This is a genomic window from Rhizobium azibense (genome assembly GCF_004342325.1).
GTDB classification, from domain to species: Bacteria; Pseudomonadota; Alphaproteobacteria; order Rhizobiales; family Rhizobiaceae; genus Rhizobium; species Rhizobium etli_B.
This window is the reverse complement of the sequence record NZ_SMBJ01000011.1, coordinates 179,156-198,574: the sequence shown is the minus strand read 5'-3', so window position 1 is coordinate 198,574 and position 19,419 is coordinate 179,156. Positions and strand designations below refer to the sequence as shown.

At 59.6% G+C, this 19,419-nt stretch carries 19 protein-coding genes; 7 read left to right on the top strand and 12 right to left on the bottom strand.

The window, feature by feature from the left end:
• Positions 1-3: 3 nt before the first annotated feature.
• The 6 genes from EV130_RS25795 to EV130_RS25770 form a co-directional block, all read right to left on the bottom strand.
• Positions 4-1,161, bottom strand: a complete 1,158-nt coding sequence (locus EV130_RS25795; protein ID WP_074062243.1) for a Gfo/Idh/MocA family protein — start codon at positions 1,159-1,161, stop codon at positions 4-6.
• A gap of 130 nt (positions 1,162-1,291) precedes the next feature.
• Positions 1,292-1,816 (bottom strand): GNAT family N-acetyltransferase, encoded by a 525-nt coding sequence (locus EV130_RS25790; protein WP_132662080.1) that lies wholly within the window; start codon positions 1,814-1,816, stop codon positions 1,292-1,294.
• A gap of 18 nt (positions 1,817-1,834) precedes the next feature.
• Positions 1,835-2,713: a carbohydrate ABC transporter permease gene (locus EV130_RS25785; protein ID WP_074062241.1), complete on the bottom strand. Its 879-nt coding sequence runs from the start codon at positions 2,711-2,713 to the stop codon at positions 1,835-1,837.
• Positions 2,710-3,609: a carbohydrate ABC transporter permease gene (locus tag EV130_RS25780; protein WP_074062240.1), complete on the bottom strand. Its 900-nt coding sequence runs from the start codon at positions 3,607-3,609 to the stop codon at positions 2,710-2,712. The genes EV130_RS25785 and EV130_RS25780 overlap by 4 nt, the downstream gene beginning before the upstream one ends.
• Complete coding sequence (locus tag EV130_RS25775) at positions 3,606-4,721, bottom strand: ABC transporter ATP-binding protein (RefSeq protein ID WP_074063287.1); 1,116 nt, start codon at positions 4,719-4,721, stop codon at positions 3,606-3,608. Before EV130_RS25775 ends, EV130_RS25780 begins: the two co-directional genes overlap by 4 nt.
• 122 nt (positions 4,722-4,843) lie before the next feature.
• Positions 4,844-6,100 (bottom strand): ABC transporter substrate-binding protein, encoded by a 1,257-nt coding sequence (locus tag EV130_RS25770; RefSeq protein ID WP_132553568.1) that lies wholly within the window; start codon positions 6,098-6,100, stop codon positions 4,844-4,846.
• A 193-nt stretch (positions 6,101-6,293) separates the two neighbouring features.
• Between EV130_RS25770 and EV130_RS25765 the strand changes: the two genes are divergently transcribed.
• Positions 6,294-7,058 (top strand): GntR family transcriptional regulator, encoded by a 765-nt coding sequence (locus tag EV130_RS25765; protein ID WP_074063286.1) that lies wholly within the window; start codon positions 6,294-6,296, stop codon positions 7,056-7,058.
• 101 nt (positions 7,059-7,159) lie between these two features.
• On the opposite strand, the gene EV130_RS25760 is transcribed toward EV130_RS25765, so the two are convergent.
• The 6 genes from EV130_RS25760 to EV130_RS25735 form a co-directional block, all read right to left on the bottom strand.
• The gene (locus EV130_RS25760) at positions 7,160-7,831 is read right to left on the bottom strand and encodes an RES family NAD+ phosphorylase (protein ID WP_132553566.1); all 672 of its coding nucleotides are present in this window, start codon (positions 7,829-7,831) and stop codon (positions 7,160-7,162) included.
• Positions 7,828-8,352: an MbcA/ParS/Xre antitoxin family protein gene (locus EV130_RS25755; protein WP_074062237.1), complete on the bottom strand. Its 525-nt coding sequence runs from the start codon at positions 8,350-8,352 to the stop codon at positions 7,828-7,830. The genes EV130_RS25760 and EV130_RS25755 overlap by 4 nt, the downstream gene beginning before the upstream one ends.
• A gap of 175 nt (positions 8,353-8,527) precedes the next feature.
• Positions 8,528-9,061, bottom strand: a complete 534-nt coding sequence (locus tag EV130_RS25750) for a DUF1003 domain-containing protein (RefSeq protein ID WP_132553564.1) — start codon at positions 9,059-9,061, stop codon at positions 8,528-8,530.
• Complete coding sequence (locus EV130_RS25745; RefSeq protein WP_132662078.1) at positions 9,012-9,413, bottom strand: hypothetical protein; 402 nt, start codon at positions 9,411-9,413, stop codon at positions 9,012-9,014. The genes EV130_RS25750 and EV130_RS25745 overlap by 50 nt, the downstream gene beginning before the upstream one ends.
• Positions 9,414-9,639: 226 nt before the next feature.
• Positions 9,640-10,671 carry a Gfo/Idh/MocA family protein gene (locus EV130_RS25740; protein ID WP_132662076.1) on the bottom strand — a complete coding sequence of 344 codons (1,032 nt, stop codon included), beginning with the start codon at positions 10,669-10,671 and terminating at the stop codon, positions 9,640-9,642.
• The gene (locus EV130_RS25735; RefSeq protein WP_132662074.1) at positions 10,668-11,657 is read right to left on the bottom strand and encodes an MDR/zinc-dependent alcohol dehydrogenase-like family protein; all 990 of its coding nucleotides are present in this window, start codon (positions 11,655-11,657) and stop codon (positions 10,668-10,670) included. The genes EV130_RS25740 and EV130_RS25735 overlap by 4 nt, the downstream gene beginning before the upstream one ends.
• A gap of 177 nt (positions 11,658-11,834) precedes the next feature.
• On the opposite strand from EV130_RS25735, the gene EV130_RS25730 reads away from it, so the two are divergent.
• The 6 genes from EV130_RS25730 to EV130_RS25705 are packed head-to-tail and all read left to right on the top strand — an operon-like array spanning position 11,835 to position 19,407.
• Entirely contained in the window at positions 11,835-12,941 is a 1,107-nt protein-coding gene (locus tag EV130_RS25730; protein ID WP_132553556.1) for an NAD-dependent epimerase/dehydratase family protein, read from the top strand.
• Complete coding sequence (locus tag EV130_RS25725) at positions 12,938-14,980, top strand: NAD-dependent epimerase/dehydratase family protein (RefSeq protein ID WP_074062233.1); 2,043 nt, start codon at positions 12,938-12,940, stop codon at positions 14,978-14,980. Before EV130_RS25730 ends, EV130_RS25725 begins: the two co-directional genes overlap by 4 nt.
• Positions 14,977-16,089: a glycosyltransferase family 4 protein gene (locus EV130_RS25720; protein WP_132662072.1), complete on the top strand. Its 1,113-nt coding sequence runs from the start codon at positions 14,977-14,979 to the stop codon at positions 16,087-16,089. Before EV130_RS25725 ends, EV130_RS25720 begins: the two co-directional genes overlap by 4 nt.
• Before the next feature lie 2 nt (positions 16,090-16,091).
• Positions 16,092-17,222 carry a CgeB family protein gene (locus tag EV130_RS25715; RefSeq protein ID WP_132662070.1) on the top strand — a complete coding sequence of 377 codons (1,131 nt, stop codon included), beginning with the start codon at positions 16,092-16,094 and terminating at the stop codon, positions 17,220-17,222.
• Positions 17,219-18,310, top strand: a complete 1,092-nt coding sequence (locus tag EV130_RS25710) for a CgeB family protein (protein WP_132662068.1) — start codon at positions 17,219-17,221, stop codon at positions 18,308-18,310. The genes EV130_RS25715 and EV130_RS25710 overlap by 4 nt, the downstream gene beginning before the upstream one ends.
• Positions 18,307-19,407 carry a CgeB family protein gene (locus EV130_RS25705; protein WP_132662066.1) on the top strand — a complete coding sequence of 367 codons (1,101 nt, stop codon included), beginning with the start codon at positions 18,307-18,309 and terminating at the stop codon, positions 19,405-19,407. Before EV130_RS25710 ends, EV130_RS25705 begins: the two co-directional genes overlap by 4 nt.
• The last annotated feature ends 12 nt before the right edge of the window (positions 19,408-19,419 follow it).

Below are 19,419 nucleotides of genomic sequence, written 5' to 3'. Positions count from 1 at the left end.
CCCTCAAGCCGCTCTGGCGTGGAGCGCCTCGTCGAAGCGATCCCACACAGGACGCAGATCGACGACTGTCCTCTTCATCCGTGCTTCGTCCATCGCCAATGCAAGGATGCCTGCCTCGAGCGCATTCAACGTCGAGACGGGGAGTTCGGTGCCGCTGCGGACGCTGTCGAGCAGGTCGGCTGCCATCTGTTCGTCTGCGCCGTAATGCTGGGAAAGTTCGGTCGCGGCGTACTTGGTCTCAACGATCTTCTTGCCGGTCAGCTGCTCGTGCACATCGAGATAGCCGCGCACGAAGTCGCCTTCCGCCATCCCGCGCGAACCCATGATGGCAAAGCGGCGGAACTGGTCCGGAACGTTGAGGTTGGTGTGGAAATTCATGCCGACGCCATTTGCATATTCGACGATCGCCACCTGGTAGTCGATGATGTCGGCATCGCTGTCGAAGACCCTGTCCGATCCCATCCAGCCGCTGGGTTTGCGGTGAAAGAGTTCGAGGTCGTTGATCCCTTCACGCGCCGGATCATTTGCCGGAATGAAGCTCTTCCGTCCGCCGAAGCTTGCCACGCGTTCGGCTCTTGCGCCGACCACACCGTTGTAGAGGTCGAGGTCATGGCAGCATTTTTCCAGCATGAAGCTGCCGGAATACCGCTCGTAACGCCTCCAGTCGCGCATGAAGAACGCGCCGTGATAGGGTTCGATATGTTCGGATGCCTCGATCGAAACGATCTGGCCGAGCTTGCCGGCCGCCTGGATGGCGCGAAGGTCCTTGTAGAGCGGCGAATACCGCAGCACCAGGCCCACCATCAACCGCTCATGGCCGAACTTTGCCATGAGCCTGGCGAGCTCGATGCTTTCGGCGATCGTGGTGACGATCGGCTTTTCGCAAAACACTTTCAAGCCGGCCTCAAGGCCCAACCTGATGTGTTCCAGATGCATGTGGTTGGGCGAACCGATCATCAGCAGATCGAGCTTTTCGCCGGCAAGAAGCTCCTGAGGCGAGGCGTAGGCCTTGCCGACCGAAATACCCTTTTCCGTCAAGCCGGGGAGACCGGCAGGCTCCGGATCAACATAGCCTGCGATTTCGAAGCTGCTGTCGATAGCCTTGAAAACATAGCCAAGATAACCGAGCCGAAATCCCAGCCCTACGATTCCCACTTTCATGCTTAAGTCGTTCCCATTTCGTAATTTATTTTCTTCAGGTTGGGGCAAAAATTACAAGTCGTCAACCATTAACGCGGCTTCTCCCGAAATCATGAAATTAATTTTCATGGACAGAAAGCGGACCGCGATATCATCGCTGCATTGCGGTTGGCATTTTTTCAGATTCGGAGACTTCGCTTGGCTTGGCTATCGGAAGCATGTCGCGATAAATTCCCGGAACAGAACCTTCGATCGGGATCGCGCCCACGCTGCGGCGATAAAACTCCATCGGGCCGGCGCCGCCAATGACGCCATAGGCGTAGCCCTGGGCGTGCATGTCGAGCAGGGTGGCAATCAGCAAGGCCTGACCGACGCCATGGCCGCGGGCAGAAACATCCACGCCTGTCGGCCCGAAGAAACCTTTGGCCGTCGCCTCGTGGCAAGCAAAGCCGATGAGCTCGCCGCCCCTGACCGCAACAAAGCACGACGGCGGCTGGCGCATTGCCGCGACGGTCGCCTCCGATGCCCATCCGGCGCCAAAGCGCGGCTCGATCCACGATGTCAGCGCTTTGAGCTCGGGTGCAAGCATCCGACGGATCAGGATGTCCTGATCTGCCAAACGCTTGTCCAGCGCGTGATCGGGTTTAAGTTCGTAGAGTTTTACCAGCATGTCCATGATTATGTCCTTTGTCGTTCATCCCTTGACCGCGCCTGCCGTCAGGCCCGCAACGATGCGGCGCTGGAAGAAAAGCACCACCAAGATGAGGGGGAGGGTGACGGTCACCGAGGCCGCCATGATCTGGCCGAAGGGATATTCGTAGCGGCTGTTTCCGGCAATGAGGCCGATTGCAACCGGCACCGTTCGGTTCTCGTCCGTCAAAGTGAAAGTGAGGGCGAAGAGGAACTCGTTCCACGCCAGGATAAAGGCCAAAATGCCGGTGCTGGCAAGCGACGGACCCATCAGCGGCAGCAGGATCTTCATCAGAATGCGAAAATGCGAGCATCCGTCGATGATTGCCGCTTCTTCCAGCTCACGTGGAAATTCGCGGATGAAGGTCGTGAGAACCCAGGTCGTAAACGGCACTGTCGAGAGAAGATAGGTCAGCACCAGCGCGCTTGGACGGTTGAACAAGCCCATCCAGTTGATCAGCTCGAACATGCCGGAGAGAACGACGACCTGCGGAAAGATCGAGATCATCAGGATGATCATCAGCAATGCACGGCGCTGTGGAAAATCGATCCGCCCGAGAGCATAAGCGGCACTGAGGCCGATGAAGAGCGACAGGAACGTCGTCGCCACCGCGACATAGGCGGAATTAAGCAGCGAACCCATGAAGACCGGATTGTCGATCAGCTGCCGGTAGTAGGTGAAATCGAGTGCAGGAACGAGCGCAGCCCGGTAGAGGGCTGCGCCCTGTTTCGTCGAAGACACGAAAGCCCAATAGTAGGGGAAAAGCGTGTAGAGCAAAACGAGCAGGAGCGCTGCGGACTGAAGCAGCCTCACGATGCGTCGCCGCACCCGGTAATAGGTGGCAGGTTTGCGAACCGTTCTGTAGAGTGCAATATCCGTCATTTCGTCAGCTCCCCGCTTGCCCGATCAAGACGCAGCGCGCCGATGATGATGATGGCGGCGAGCGCCACCAAGAGGAACACCCATGTCGATGCGGCCGAGCCGACACCCAGCTCCTGGAAGCTGATGAGCCTGTCACGCGCGTAGATCGACACGGTCATGACGTTCTCATTGCTGGCAGCCATGACATAGGCAAGGTCGAACATCCGAAGCGCATCGAGCACGCGAAAGAGCACGGCCACGCCGATCGCCGGCCGGAGCATCGGCAAGGTGATCGACCAGAAGCGCTTCCATGCCGGAACGCCGTCTACCTCTGCAGCTTCGAATATCTCCGGCGAAATAAGCTGCAGTCCGGCGAGGATCAGCAGGACCATGAAAGGCGTCGTCATCCACACGTCGGCAAAAATGATGACGCCCATGATCAGCGAGCTGCTCGCCGTCCAGGCAATTCCGTGATCGATAAAGCCCAGTCCGATCAGGATCTTGTTGAGCACCCCGAACTGGTCGTTCAGCATCCATTCCCAGATTTTCGCGGAAACGACGACAGGGATCGCCCAAGGGACGAGGATGGCGGCACGCACCATCCCCCGTCCAGGGATGGCCTCGTTGATCAAGAGCGCAATCGCAAGGCCGAGAACGGTTTCGATCGCAACCGAAATGACCGTGAAGACGATCGTGTTCCTGACGGCCACCCACCAGCTTCTGTCGTTGATGACGTCGAGGAAATTGTCGATCCCGACCATGGAATAGGTCGAAGGATCATCAAGATAGGCATCGGTGAAGGCAAAGAAGAAGGTTCGCGCCAGCGGCCATACTGCCACGAGCAGCATCACGATGATGACGGGGACGAGAAAAAGCCACGCGGCTACGTGGTCGCGGCGTGCCAGACGCGCACTCATTGCTCTGCTGCCCTTGCGGGAGTGGCAGCCGCTCTTACGTGCGGGATCCGCCGGTCCGTCGCGTCGAAGACGAAAACCGCCTCGTCAGCAAACCTCAATCCGATCCGCCGGCCGATCGTTTCCCTGGCGGGCGGAACAGTCACACGGATCACCCACACGACCTCTTCTGTAATGCGGCAATAGGCAAAATGCTCATGCCCGAGATCCTCGACGCGCTCCAGGACGCCGGATATGCGCCCGGCGCCGTCGGCTGCGATGGTCAGGGCTTCCGGCCTGACGCCGATGGTCGCTGCCGCTGCATCGGAACTGAGAAATCCGGCGTCAACAGAAAGTCCACCGGGGCCTGCGATCACCTTGCCCCCGGCGGCATCTTGCATGGAAACGGACAAGAAATTCATCCGCGGGCTTCCGATGAAGCTTGCCACGAAGCGGTTGTCTGGCGCGTGGTAAAGGGTTTGCGGCGTGCCCACCTGCTCGATGCGGCCGTGATTGAGGACAACGATCCTGTCGGCGAGCGTCATGGCTTCCGACTGATCGTGCGTCACATAGATCATCGTCGTCTTGAGTTCGTCGTGGAGCTTGGCGATCTCCATGCGCATCTCCATGCGCAGATCCGAATCGAGGTTCGAAAGCGGCTCGTCGAAAAGAAAGATCTCAGGCTGACGGACCAGCGCCCGGCCGATCGCAACACGCTGGCGCTGGCCGCCGGACAGCTCTCTCGGACGGCGATCCAGCAGATGATCGACCTTGAGCATTCTTGCAACGGCAAGCACCTTGTCGCTGATGGCGGTCCGCGCAAGACCGAGCGTTTCAAGTGCAAAGCCGATATTGCGGGCAACGCTCATGTGCGGATAGAGCGCATAGGATTGGAAGACAAAGGCAACGCCCCTCTTGGAGGCGGGAACGTCGGTAACATCGTCGCCGCCGATGCTGACGGCGCCCTTTGTCGGAGACACCAGGCCGGCGACGATACGCAGCAAGGTAGACTTGCCGCATCCCGACGGGCCGACGAAGACGATGAACTCGCCGTCCCTGATCCCGAGATCGACATCCTCGATCACGGAATGCGTGCCATAGCTTTTTGAAACGGAGTCCAGTGAAACCGATGCCATCTTACACCCGAACTTGATGATGCTGAAAAGCAACGGCCACTTCAGTGGCCGGTTGCGCGGCAAGCAAGCCGGCTGCGCGAGCAGGCAAGGGGTCCTGCTCGCGCCGGCTTGTCAGAAAAGCCTCAACGGCTCTCCTTCAGCTTCTCAAGGCGTGCTGCAAGGGCGCTCAGCCCGCCCTTGATATCGCCGCCGCCCGAAAGCATGTCGTGGACCGAACGATAAAAGGCTTGCGAAACGCGGTTGTAGCTCGTGCCGGTATAGCCTGAGGGTCTGCTTGCACTATCTGCGAAAGCCTGCTGGTTGTCCTTGAGGAAGGGCAATTTGGCAAGGACGTCCGCATCGCTGTAAAGGGCCTGGATCGACGGGTTGTAGGCCGCCTCGATCGCTCGCATTTTCTGCATCTCCGAAGCGGTGATGAAGTTGACGAAATCGGCTGCAATCTCAGGCTTGGCGCTGAACTTGGAAACGCCGTAATACATCGGGCCGAGGCAGCCGCTCGACTTTTGGCCCTCCTTGCCGACGGGAAGCGGCATCACGCCGACCTTGTCGATGACGGCACTGCCTTTCTGGTGGCTCGTTCCCCACACATAGGGCCAGTTGCGATGGAAGACGGCGTTTCCCGACTCGAAGATTGCACGGGAGGCTTCCTCGTCGTAATTCAGCACGCCTTCCGGGCTGATGCTGCCGATCCAGCCTTTGGCCTTCTCTAACGCTTCGGCAGCCTGCGGATTGTCGATCGTCACCTTGCCGTCGTCGGAGATAATCGTGCCGCCGCCGTTCGAGGCGATCAGTTCGATGGCGTCGCAGGTCAGGCCTTCGTAGCTCTTGGCCTGCCAGGCATAGCCCCACATCTCGCCATTGCCGGCGGCGCGTTCCTTTTCCTGGATTTCCTTGGCGCTGGCTGCCAGCTCGTCCCATGTCTTGGGCGGCTGCTTGCCATATTTCTCCAGAAGGTCCTTGCGATAATACATCAGCCCGACATCCATGTAGGCGGGCATGGCGACCAGTTTGCCGTCAAGCTTGGCTGCGCCGAGCGTCGAGGCGAAATGCTTGTCTTGGTCTGCCTGCGGCACCAGGGTCTTCAGGTCGAGCAGGTTGTTCTTGAACATGCCGAGCCAGATGACGTCCAGGAACAGGACGTCGATGTCCTTGGATTTCGAGGCCAGCAGCTGCTGGTAAAGCGGGATGGCATCATCCAGCAAAGCCGGCATCTTGTTGATCTTCGCCTCGTTGCCGGTCTTTTCCTTCCAGGCATTGGCGACCGTTGTGCAAAGCTCGAACTCGGTGGGCGAGCAGAATACGGAAATGGCTTCGGCATGGGCGTTGCCGGTCCAGATGCCGACGGAGACGGCTAAGGCAGCAAGACTTCTCTTCAACATGGATTGTTCCCTTTTTGTGATAGCGCTTCGGTATCTATGGAACTCTTTGGCTCCTGGGCACACATTAGGACTGGTTATATCCAGTCATGTCAATATAGACTTTATCGAGAATTGCGTGGAGAGTGGTTGCAAAATGAACGCAAAGGAAAGGGGAACAGGTTTGAACAAGCGTCAGGAGCACCCGCTTTCCATCATGACTCAAAGTCTGGTGGACCGCGAAGATCCCCGGCCGCTTCACAAGCAGGTTTACGAAGCGCTTTTGACCTCGATCCGGAACGGCAAGCTGCCCTTGAGAGGGAAATTACCCTCGGAACGCGAATTAGTTGATCTGTTCGACGTCAGCCGCATCACGATTCGACACGCAATACGCGAGCTGGTCCAGCAGGGCGTGGTGACGAGCCAGCCGGGCAAGGGGCTTTATGTTGCAGAACACAGCGGCGGCTTCGAACTGCAGGTTCTCAAGAGCTTTACAGCCACGGCCATTTCGAACGGCCGGGTTCCTGGACATCGCCTGATAGAGGCACGTGTTCTTCGCGCGCCGCTGGAGATCAGCCGGCCGCTTTTCCTGCCGCCGGGCGCAGATGTCGTCGTGCTCTCAAGATTGCGCTTGCTTGATGAGATCCCGGTCGTCATCCAGACCGATTGGCTGCCGGCGGCCCGCGTTCCTGGGCTTCTGGATCTCGATTGGACGATCGGCAACCGTTCTCTCTATGCGGAGCTTCGCCAGCACCATCACATCCATCCATCGCGCGGACAGACAACGCTGAGTGCGCGTCTCGCCTCTCGCGAGGAAGCAGAGATGCTGGACCTGCATTCGCCCGCGGCCGTCCTGACTGTCGATCAGATCGCATTCGACAGCCGAAACCGGCCGGTGAACCTCACGGCCCTTGTGCATCACCCGGAGCGCTATCCCCTGACGCTTGCGCAATCTGAAAGCGGCGATATCGCGCAGTACTGAAAAGATGCCGAAGCTACGGCGATGTTTACTGCATCGATGAGGGTTCCGTCTTTTCCATCCATCCTGCCTTTGCGAACGAGACGGTTTACCGGTTTCCACGGCTAGGCCGCTAGCCTTCGCACATCGATACGTCGATCGGCGGCAGACACGGTAATCTCGAAGTGGTCGGCCTGCACAACCTCACGAATGTTTCGCGCCCGGTGTGCGACAATGTTCACGCCGGCTCTGCGCCGCAGGCTGTCATAGACTATGCCGGCCCCGCCGTTCGAACGAACCTGCTCACCAAGGGCCTGCGAAGCCGTGTAGCTGGTGCCGTCATAGATCTCGGGCCGCAGTGCCTGTTCTCCACGAATGTCGAGGTAATCGCCAAGCAGGATGGCCGAGTAGCTTCTATAGGTGCGCGTCATCGTCGCCACGCCGCGCGCAACAACTTCACGCCGAAGATGATGACCAACCTCGGCTGCGGCTGTACGGAGATCGTCGGCAGCATACCAGGCGCCGAGATCGGGACCGTTAAATCGCATGCCGCCCGGCGCAACATGCAAAAATGCCGCCATCACAATGCTGGAATTGGGCATGCCATAGACCCATTCGCCCTTGGGAAGCCGTTGGATGCGGTCTGCAACGAGACGGTCATTGGTCCAGCCGGCGAGCTCCATCACGGCTTCGAGATCGGCCGTCGTCGCAACGGTATCAAAAAGTCCGATCGGCGGGAATTGCGATGGGATCAGCCGGTAGGCAGGACGCGGCGCCTTTGCAACACGATCACTCACCGGAAGACGATGTCCCCGTCTTCGTACGGCGCAAATCTTTCATCCAGGGTGTTCGGATGCATGTAGATGCCACCCCTTGCCGCATCGAGGAACCGACGAACGGTCATCAGCCCGTCTTGGGTTCCGCTCGTGACAACGCTGAGTGGAGGATGGCCGCCGAAAACAAGCGCATCATGCGGCGTCCGCAGCCACGCGAGGCCGGCGCGTTCGTCGGGAAACAGGATTCCAAGCGCCTGATGAATACCGAGCACGGCCGAGATTCGAGTGAGGGTATCGACGTCCAGCGTGAAGGCACCATGTTCGCGCGCTTGCTTGGCCCAGTTGTGATAGGTGGACCGAGACGGGTAGCCCAGTACAAGCAAACGCTGCTCTTCGTTCAGGCCCCAGAGGTCGGCGATCGCCAGAAAGGTTCGCAGGGCCGGCGCGCTCAGCCTTTTGCGGCTTGCGGGAGCAAATCGGTCCGGGTCCAGGCGCTGCAGGCCACTCTCGTCTCGTTCCTCTGTGCGGCGCGTACGCAACATCATGATCTCCTTATCCCGATCAAGATATAGTCCAAATCAGGACATTCGGCAAGTGTTCTTCAGGAGTATTATCAAAGCCCAAGGCCGCCGACGCGATTTTCATGGCTGGCGAATGAAGGGATCGGCAATCGCATTTGACGACTGCTTACTCGGCGGCTGGCTTCATTGTTCAGGCCTACAGTCCGTTTCTGGCCTTTTCTTCAATCGTGTCGAGAACCTCCTCCGGGGCGACGTCTTCTTTCAGTTCTTCGATTTCCGCAGTCTGCTCCACCTCAACGCCAAGCTTTTCGGCAATTGCCGCCACGATCGTGAGAAGTTGTGTCGCCTCATGTTCGGCCAGAAGCGAAATCTGGAGGTTCAGATCGGATCGCTTGTCATCGGCCTCGGCCATTCTGTTCTGACTGATCAGAACGAATGTCGAGATGAAGATCGCCTCGACGGAGGCAACCATGGCAAGGATCACAAGGGACGGATCGAATTCCGGGATGAAGGGAAGCAAGCCGACATTGGCGAGAATCCAGGCGCCGAAGACGACCGCATGAAAGTAGACGAAATTCATCGAACCGGCGAAACGGGTAATTTCACCGGCCACCCGATCCTGCAACGGAGCGCTCCGTTCCTCGACCTGCCGCCGTCGAAGAAGCGTCTCGATATTGCGGTCAAGGCGTCGCGAGACATTTGCCGAGTTTGCTGCTGGCGAGGTCGACATGCACCATTCTCCTAAAGTTTTTAAACTGGCGGCTCGGCAACGGCGGCACCGCTGTGCTGCTGTCGGCGGGGCGAAATATCCTCCTTCGAGGCGGCAGACATCTGTTCGCCAGTCTGAGACGGACATTGGGTCGCTGCTGTTCCCGCAGGCGAAACTGCGAACGGATCGATTCGACCTGTGCCCAAAGCAGCAACCATGGCGGCTGCGACAACTGACCGGCGGCCAGCAAGCGCCTGGTTTCGAGGCGAGCCTTTTCATGCCCCTCGGATCGAGTGGTGGTTTCGGTCAAAAAATCGGTCCCTTGTTGCAGTTCCATCGCGGCATGGGAATTTCCTTCGGAGAAAGAAACCATGCACTGTGTTTCAGGTTCCAGTCCGCGACGAAACGCGCTCAACGGCGCTGGAAACGCTCTTTGTCTCTTGGAGTTGGAGCGCGGCTCGGCGCTTTTCGACCTTCCCGCCGGGGCGACGCCTTGGTCCGGTTCGAAAAAGCCATCCGCTAACGCTGCGGCGCAGACCTTGGATGCCGAATACCGGAAAATTTCCCGTTCGGTCCGCAGTTGGCAAAGGCCAGGATTGTCATTCCTCGCCATGGTAGATGCGGTCGATTACTTCGGCGACCGCCAGGAATTCCTCGCAAGCGCTATCATGGCCAGGTTCCCGGGCCAGCTTCCTTGCCCAGTCCACGGCAGCCCGTCCGCCCCATTCGTCGGGAGGCTGGACAAGGTTTTTACGCGAGGTGCCCAGCAGCTTGTCTGCGGTGAAGTCGTAGAACGAGCCGTCGACATTTCTGAAGGAAGCCCCTCCCTCGGTTCCGAAAAATTCAGCTCCGATGATCGCCTCACAGCCCGCCTGAAGCCGCCAGGAGCATGTCAGCCGCACGACTTCGTCGCCTTCAAGCGTCAGCGTAGCAGTTGCGAAGTCTTCGACCTGGCCGCCTGCCTGCCCCAGCCGTTTCCCACCCGCTCTCAACCGGCTCGTGACGGTTTTGACAGACGGAAAATCAAGACTCCATAGGGCCAGGTCGACAAGGTGGACGCCGAGATCGATGAGGCAGCCGCCGCCGGAAAGGCTTCTGTCATAGAACCATGGCTTGTCGGGACCGTAGGCATTATGGAAGGTCAGGTCTGTTGCGAACACCTTTCCGAGCGCGTTTGCGCGAATGAGCTCCCGAATCTTTTGCATGCCTTTCGTGTGCCGATAGGATAGATCGACACCGAGGAGCCTGTCGGCTGCCCTGGACGCATCGATGACGGCCTTCACCTCGGACGCCGTCCGTCCCAGCGGTTTCTGGCAAAAGACGGGAATACCTGCTTCAAGGGCGCGAATGGATTGTGCGGCGTGGTTTGCGCTCGGTGTCGCAATCACCAGGCCGTCCAGGTGCTCGCAAAGCAAATCGTCAAGGTCGGCTGCGATCCTGGCCCCGGGTGCTATCGCCTTGGCTTCTCGCGCCATCTCCTCGGAAGGATCGGCAATGGCGACAGCCTCGCCGAGGCCGCTGTCGCAAATTGCCTTCATCCGGTGACGGCCAATCCATCCCACGCCCAGAAAGCCGAGCTTCAGCGGCCTGGCGGTGACTGCCGCACCTTGCCTGGAAACGATCCCGTTCATGAATATTGCACCAATGCCTTAAGGAAGCCGTCGGGGCGGTCGCGCGTTGCGTCAAGAGCCTCGTCCAGCCTTTCTAGAGGATAGACGTGCGTATAGAGCGATCGGGGATCGATCGTTCCGCGTCGCACAGCCTCTATCGCGTCGCGGATGCCCTGCATGTAGACGGCTGGGTCACGCTCGTGGGCGTTGATGACGTCAAGTCCGCGCCAGTTCCAGAGCTGCATGTTGACCTGTCGGGGACCGTCCTGGTGGTACCCGGCAATGATCAGCCGCCCACGCTCCTTTGTCAGTTCGCCAGCAAGATCGAGTGGCCACTGCTTGCCGACGGCTTCGATCACGCAATCACAGAATTTTCCATCCGTCAGCTTTTGGACGCTTTCGATGATGCGCCAGTGATCGTCCATCAAGACGGTCTCGGCCGCCCCCATCCGTGCAGCGACTTCCACGGCGTAAGGGCGTCGCGAGATCGCGAGCACGCGCGCTCCCGCTGCCGTTGCGAGTTGGGTGAGCAGCGAACCGAGAAAGCCGATGCCGATAATGGCGACCGTCTTGCCGTTTTCGATGTTGGAACGACGAAAGACGTTCATGGCGCACCCAAGTGGCTCGCCCGGAAATGGCTGACCGTCCAGTTCCTCAGGCAGCGGCACAACCATGGCGGCGTCGGCAATGTCATGGGTGGCATAGGCGTGATAGGAGAGGATCGCGACGCGGTCTCCGATATGAAGTCCTGTGACGTCTTCACCAATTGCATCGACGCTTCCCCAGCCCTCGTGACCCAGACCCCCGGGCTCAGTCGGGAATGTCATCCATTCGGGTCCCGCCCAAGGCGTCAGGTTCGACGCGCAGACGCCGCATCCTTCCAACTTGACTCTCACCTGGCCCGAAAGCGGCTCCGGCAGGGGGCGCGTCTCGACTGACAATTGTCCGGGGCCGGTCACAATTGCAGCATGCATAACGTCTGGCGCGGATCCGTGCGCAGTATCCATCAGATGTTCTCCAGGGTGCATCCCTAGAACTGCGGGGCACTGCGATGGGTTCCGGTAGAAGTCAAAGAAGTCATAGATGATGAAGTCAATAAAGATGTCATTGATGAAGGAACTTTTACTTTCGAGGCCAGTTCGTTGGTCGTCTCCGAAACGACTTTTTCAATGGGACAGATCAAAATGGCGAGGATCTTGATCACGGGCGGGTGCGGCTTCATTGGTCGCCATGTCGCTGAAGAACTTATCGAAAACGGCTATGACGTGCGCATTCTTGATGCGCTCGTCGATCAGGTGCACGCCGATGCCGAGGTCGCGGTGCCGGAAGGCATAGAGGTCATCTACGGCGATGTGCGGGACAAGGTCGCAGCGCATGCGGCGCTCGCCGATGTTGACGGCGTGGTTCATCTTGCCGCCGAAGTCGGCGTGGGGCAGTCGATGTACGAGATTGCCCGCTACGTCGGTTGCAACGACCTCGGAACTGCCGTTCTCCTCGAGAACATGCTCGGATTGCCAGTGAAAAAGATCGTCGTCGCTTCCTCGATGAGCGTCTATGGCGAAGGGCTCTACCAGACTGCAGATGGCCGAAGGCTCGGACACGTCCGGAGAAAGGCGCGTGAGACGAAACGCGGCCAATGGGATCCTCTTGGTGAGGATGGCGATCCCCTTGTTCCGATCGCGACGGATGAGGAGAAACCGGTCGATCTGGCGTCGATCTACGCTTTGACGAAATATGCGCAGGAAAGGCAGGTGCTGATCTTGGGCGAAGCTTACGGCCTGCATGCCGTTGCCCTGCGGCTTTTCAATGTCTTCGGCGCCGGGCAGGCACTTTCCAATCCGTATACGGGTGTGCTTGCGAATTTCGGTTCGCGTCTTGCCAACGGGCAACCGCCGATGATCTTCGAGGATGGAAGACAACGTCGCGATTTCGTCCATGTGCGAGACGTCGCGGTGGCTTTCCGCCTTGCGCTGGAGAAGCCAGCAGCCGCCGGCCATGTCATCAACATCGGCAGCGGCCATGCCTACTCGATTTCGGATGTTGCGACGCTTCTTGCTGATGCAATGGGTGTGCCGGAAATCCGCCCGGACATCATGAACAAGGCGCGCTCCGGAGACATCCGCAACTGCTTTGCCGACATTTCAAAAGCGCGCGAACTGCTCGGCTTCGAACCGAAGGATCGCCTTGAGAATTCGCTCGCGCCGTTTGCCGACTGGATCAGGCAGGTAGGGGCAATCGACCGCGGGGTCGAGATGAAGCGGCAACTGGAAGAGCGGGGCTTGATCTCATGAGCAAGAACGGCTCTCGCCTGTCCAGCCAGAAGGAGACAAAGCGGTTCGGTTTCGTCGAGTGGTTCCGACCAGGCGAATATGAGCGGACCGAAGCGGTCCTTCCCGATATCCTTTCCGGCGGCGCCAGTTATCTGCGCACGCATCTGTCCTGGGCGGAGTATCTGGCGCCGGGCGGTCAGGAATGGTTCGATTGGCTGATTCCGAAGGTCGGGAGCGAGATCGATCTTCTCCCCTGCATCCACTATACGCCGCCTTCCATGTCGCGCACGGGCCGGTCTTCAGGACCGCCGGCCAATCTCAAGTCCTATGCCGATTTCGTCGATCACGTCCTAACCCGCTATGGCAAGTATTTCAGCCACATCGAGCTTTGGAACGAACCGAACAACTTGCTCGACTGGGACTGGCGACAGGACAGCGATTTCCTGCTCTTCTGCGAGATGGTCGGTGGCGCCGCCTACTGGGCAAAGCAGAGGGGTTACAAGCCGGTACTCGGCGGGCCATGCCCCTTCGATCCCTATTGGCTGAACCTTATGGGCATGCGGGGCGTGATAAACGTCGTCGATGCAGTCGGCTTTCACGGTTTTCCTGGAACCTGGGACAGCGAAGCAGGGACCTGGGGCGGCTGGGACATGCACCTCGGCGAGATGCGCGGGATCGTCGACCGTTACAATGCCGATGCCGAGATCTGGATCACCGAGGCCGGCTACTCCACCTGGCGCAACGACGAGATCGAACAGGCGCGGCGCTTCGTCAAAGCTCTCAACGTGCCGGCCGACCGCATGTACTGGTATTCGTGGCGCGATGTGCCGCCTGACGTTCCTGTGCAGGAGGGTCTGTGGTTCGATCCCCGGCATTACCATCTCGGCGCGGTTACCCATGACAACAAGCCCAAGCTTCTTGCCCGGCTGCTTGTGGAAGGGGGTGTGAGAAAAGTGCAAGAGGTTGCAGCGCTCGCAGCACCGCATCTTGCCTCCGGTGCTGCACCCATTGTCGTGACCGGCGGCAGTGGCTTCATCGGTTCCAATCTCGCCGACAGTCTCTTGAGCGATGGCGAAGACGTCATCATTCTGGACAATCTGGGACGAGCCGGCGTGGACCAGAACCTTTCCTGGCTCATTGAACGGCATGGCGCACGGGTTCATCCCGTTCTTGCCGATGTTCGCGATCTTTTGGGCATCGAGGCTTCCTTCAAGGATGCCAAGGCCGTTTTCCACTATGCTGCGCAAACGGCCGTGACCACCAGCCTTGTCGATCCGCTCGAGGATTTCGAAACGAATGCCCGTGGCACCCTCAATGTGCTGGAGTCGGTGCGCAAGGCGGGCAGACGGGCGCCGGTCATCTTCGCCAGCACCAACAAGGTCTATGGCGCTCTCGACGATCTGGGGATGGTCGAGCTCGAGGATCGCTATATCCCGGAAAACGAGGTCGTGCGGGCCAAAGGCATTGGCGAGGATCGGCCGCTCGATTTCTGCACGCCTTACGGCTGTTCGAAAGGCGTGGCTGACCAGTATATCCTCGACTACGCCAAGTCCTACGGCATACCGGCTGCCGTCTTGCGCATGAGTTGCGTTTATGGGCCTCGTCAGTTCGGCACCGAAGACCAGGGATGGGTAGCGCATTTTTTAATCCGGGCGCTCGGCGGCGAAGCCGTTTCGGTTTACGGCAGCGGCAAACAGGTGCGGGACGTCCTGCATGTGGATGATGCTGTTGCCGCCTACCGGTCTCTGCTCGACAAGATCGCTCGCGTGAGCGGGAATGCCTTCAACCTTGGCGGAGGGCCACGCAATGCCGTCAGCGTCGTAGCGGTGCTGCGCGAGATCGAAGAGCTTATCGGACGTCCCGTCGAAACCAGCTTCGGTCCATGGCGCGCCGGCGACCAGTTCTATTTCGTGGCCAATACGGAAAAACTCCGAAGCGAAACCGGCTGGGCAGCCAGCATCGAATGGCGCAGCGGCTTGCGGCATCTTGCCGAATGGCTGGTCGCCAACCGTTTCGGCGGCCGGCAGATTCGCAGGGAAAAGCGAAAGGCATCGGCATGATCGGTCAGCAGCGACCCAACCGGCACCGCCGCGTGCTGATGACGGTCGACGCCGTGGGAGGCGTCTGGCGTTACGCCATGGACTTGGCGGCAGCCCTGAAGCCGAAGAATATCGAGGTGGTCTTCGCAGGGTTGGGGCCGTCCCCGACAGAGGAAAAGATCGCCGAGGCAAACCGGAACGGCAAGCTCGTCTGGCTGGACGCGCCCCTCGACTGGATGGTGCAGGACCAAAAGGCAGTCGCAAAGGTGCCGCGCCTGGTCGTGGACCTCGCTCATCGAGAACAGGCCGATCTTCTGCACCTCAATCTGCCGTCGCAGGCGGCGAACATGAAAACCGAACTGCCGGTGATCGTGGTTTGCCATTCCTGTGTCGTGACATGGTTTGCGGCCGTCCGCAGCAGCGAAGTACCGCCGAATTGGCAGTGGCAACATCGGCTGAACCTTGCCGGTTTCGCACGCGCGAATGCCGTGATTGCCCCAAGCCGCAGCCATGCCGTTGCCATGGATGCGGCCTATGGCCGGATACCGAACCTTAAAGTCGTTCATAATTCGAGCGCCCTCGACACGTCCGACGAGCCCAAGCAGAACTTCATTCTTGCCGCCGGTCGCTGGTGGGACGACGGGAAAAACGGCGCCGTGCTGGATGCGGCGGCAGCCCTGGCGCGCTGGCCGGTGATCGCCGTTGGCGAAAGCAACGGCCCCAACGGTCAATGCCTGCAGTTTCGCAATGCCGATCATCGCGGCGAGCTTGCCCATGGCAGGCTGATCGCGCTGATGCGACAGGCAGGCGTCGTGGCTTCGCCCTCCGTCTACGAGCCGTTCGGTCTTGCGGCTCTCGAGGCGGCGAGGGGAGGCGCGGCATTGGTCCTTTCCGATATCCCGACCTATCGCGAAATCTGGAACGATGCCGCTCTGTTTGCCGATCCGTATCGTCCTCACTCTTTCGCTGATGCCTTCAATTGTCTTGCCGATGACCCTCAGCTGCGCGCCGCTCTCGCTTTAAAGGCACGCGCGCGATCTATCCAGTTCGGCCCCCAGGCACAGGCGCAGGCGATGCTCGGGATCTACTCTGGCATGTTCGACCGGGCGTTTTCAACAGCAGCGGAGTAATCATGAAGTTCGTTTTCTATACTCACTCGGTTGTTTCCGACTGGAACCACGGCAATGCGCATTTTCTTCGCGGCGTCATGCGCGATCTTCAGCGGCGCGGTCATGAAGCGCTGGCCTTGGAGGCGGAAAATGCGTGGAGCCGTGCAAACCTCGTCGAGGATCAGGGACAGGCTGCAGTCGAGAAGTTTTTCGAAACCTTCCCGCAGCACCGCTCGCAGATCTACGACGAGAACTTCGATCATGAAGCCGCGCTTGCCGATGCTGACGTCGTCATCGTCCACGAGTGGACAGAACCGCAACTGGTCGAGCGTCTCGGCCGCATCCGCCGCAACGGCGCGACCTTCACCCTGCTTTTCCACGATACGCATCATCGAGCAGTTTCCGCCGAAGGCGATATCGCCGGACTGACGCTCGACGACTACGATGGCGTGCTGGCCTTTGGGCAGACCTTGCGTGAACGTTACCTCCGCGCAGGTTGGGGAAAATCTGTATTCACATGGCACGAGGCGGCCGACGATGCCCTGTTTCGACCGTTGCCGGAAATCGAAAAAAACGGAGACCTCATCTGGATCGGCAACTGGGGCGATGGCGAACGGTCCGCCGAGATTGCTGAATTTCTGATCCGTCCAGCCCATGATCTCCGCCTGAACACTACGGTTCGCGGCGTCCGCTATCCCGATCATGCGCTCGAGGCCCTGCGCAATGCCGGTTTTTCTTATGGCGGCTGGATTGCCAACGCGGATGTTCCCGTCGCCTTTGCTCACCACAAGGTCACGATGCACATTCCACGGCGGCCCTATGTCGAGCATCTTCCGGGCATTCCGACCATCCGTGTCTTCGAGGCACTTGCCTGCGGAATACCTCTGATCTCGGCGCCATGGGACGATGCCGAACACCTCTTCAGATCTGGCAAGGACTTTCTTCTCGTGCGTGACGGCGAGGAGATGAAGAAGTGCCTGCGTGAAGTCCTCTTCGATGCCGATCGGGCCGCGAGCCTGACTGCGGCCGGCCTCGAAACGATCAAGGCGCGCCATACCTGCCGGCACCGTGTCGACGAGCTTTTCACCATCCTGGGGCACTGCGGCACGAGCAAGGTTGCAAAGAGCCTGCACTCGCGGGAGGCCGCCGAATGAAGATCGCTTTTTATGGTTCGAGTCTCGTCTCCGCCTATTGGAATGGTGCAGCCACTTATTATCGCGGCCTGCTGAGGTCGTTGGCGGAAAAGGGATACGAAATCACCTTCTACGAGCCCGACGTATACGATCGGCAGAAGTACCGTGACATGGAGCCGCCGGACTGGTGCAAGGTCGTCGTCTATGAAGGCACGATCGACGCCCTGAAGGCTGCAGCCCGCCAGGCCGCCGAGGCCGATATCGTGGTAAAGGCAAGCGGCGTCGGTTTTCAAGATGATCGGCTGCTTGAGGAAGTGCTTGGCAACGCATCGCCGAGGGCCCTGAAAATCTTCTGGGACGTCGATGCGCCCGCTACGCTCGCCGAACTCAAGTCCGACCCCGATCATCCGCTGCGCCAGGCACTCTTCAAAATCGATCTCGTGCTGACCTATGGAGGGGGCGATCCTGTCGTGAACGCATATCGCTCCGTCGGAGCAGCCGAATGCGTGCCGATCTACAATGCATTGGATCCGCAAACGCATCATCCGGTGCCGGAGGACAGCCGCTTTGCCGCCGATCTCGGTTTTCTGGGCAATCGTCTGCCCGACCGGGAGGCCCGGGTCGAGCATTTCTTCCTGGACCCTGCGTCTCGTCTGCCGGGCCGCAGGTTCCTGCTCGGCGGTTCGGGCTGGCAGGACAAGCCGATGTCGTCCAATGTCAACTATATCGGCCATGTGCCGACGCGGGATCACAACGCTTTCAACGTGACCCCCATGGCGGTCCTCAACATATCGCGCGCCAGCATGGCGGAGAATGGTTTCTCCCCCGCGACCCGCGTCTTCGAGGCGGCCGGCGCCGGCGCCTGTCTCATCACCGACCATTGGGAGGGTATAGAACTCTTCCTCAAGCCGGACGAAGAAATCCTGGTCGCGCGCGATGGACAGGATGTGGCCGCCTTGATTGCCGGCTTGTCCCGCCAGTCCGCTGCCCGGATCGGGGCGAGGGCGCGCATGCGTGTCCTTGCCGATCACACCTATGCTCATCGCGCTAGAGAAGTGGATGAGATTTTCCGCGCTCGTCTCGGCGCGCGGATGGAGGCAGCCAAATGACGAGACCGCTCGAAATCGTCTTCCTGGGACTTTCGCTTTCCTCCTCGTGGGGAAACGGTCATGCCACGACCTATCGAGCCCTCATCAAAGGCCTGCGGCTGGACGGCCATCGGGTTCTGTTTCTCGAGCGGGACGTGCCCTGGTATGCCAGCCACCGGGACCTTGCTTCGCCGGATTTCTGCGAACTCGACTATTATTCCGAAACCGACACCATGATCGAACTTTATCGGGAAAGGCTGCGCCGGGCAGATGCCGTGGTCGTCGGATCCTATGTTCCCGATAGTGTGGCGCTCATCGGCAAACTTGTTGCCTTGGAGCTGAAACGCCTCTGCTTCTACGACATCGATACGCCTGTCACGTTGGCAAAGCTCGATCGTGGCGATGAGGAATATCTGGCGCTGAAGCAGATTCCTCTGTTTGACGCCTACTTCTCATTCTCCGGAGGAGAGGTGTTGGCCCGGTTGGAACGCAGATACGGCGCAAGGAGGGCTATCGCGCTCTATTGCTCCGTAGATGAAGACTGCTATGCCAATACCGGCGAGCCCAGGTCCTGGGATCTCGGCTATCTCGGAACATATAGCCCGGACCGTCAGCCGACCCTGGAACGTCTCCTCCTGGAGCCGGCGCGCCGCCTGCCATCCATGCGTTTCGTCGTCGCCGGACCACAATATCCTGCACAGATCGACTGGCCGGCGAATGTGGAACGCATCGAGCATCTGGCACCTGCCGATCATGCAAGCTTCTACAGCCGGCAACGCTTCACCTTGAATGTAACGCGCAGCGACATGATCGCTGCCGGCTGGTCGCCGAGCGTACGCCTCTTCGAAGCCGCCGCCTGCGCAACGCCGATCATCAGCGATTTTTGGCGGGGGCTGGAGGAGTTGCTGCCGGATGGCGAGGCTTTGATCATCGCGCGCGGAGCGCAGGATGTCGTCGCGGCGTTGACGGAACTTTCCGACGGCCGCCGTTCGGCGATCGCCGCTGCCGCCAGGAAACGTGTGATGCGCGGCCATACCGGTGCTGCGCGCGCCGGCGAACTTGTCCGGGCCCTTTCGGAACTGCCGGCTAATCCAGCTTATCAACGCATCTCGGCGTGAAGGGAGAATATT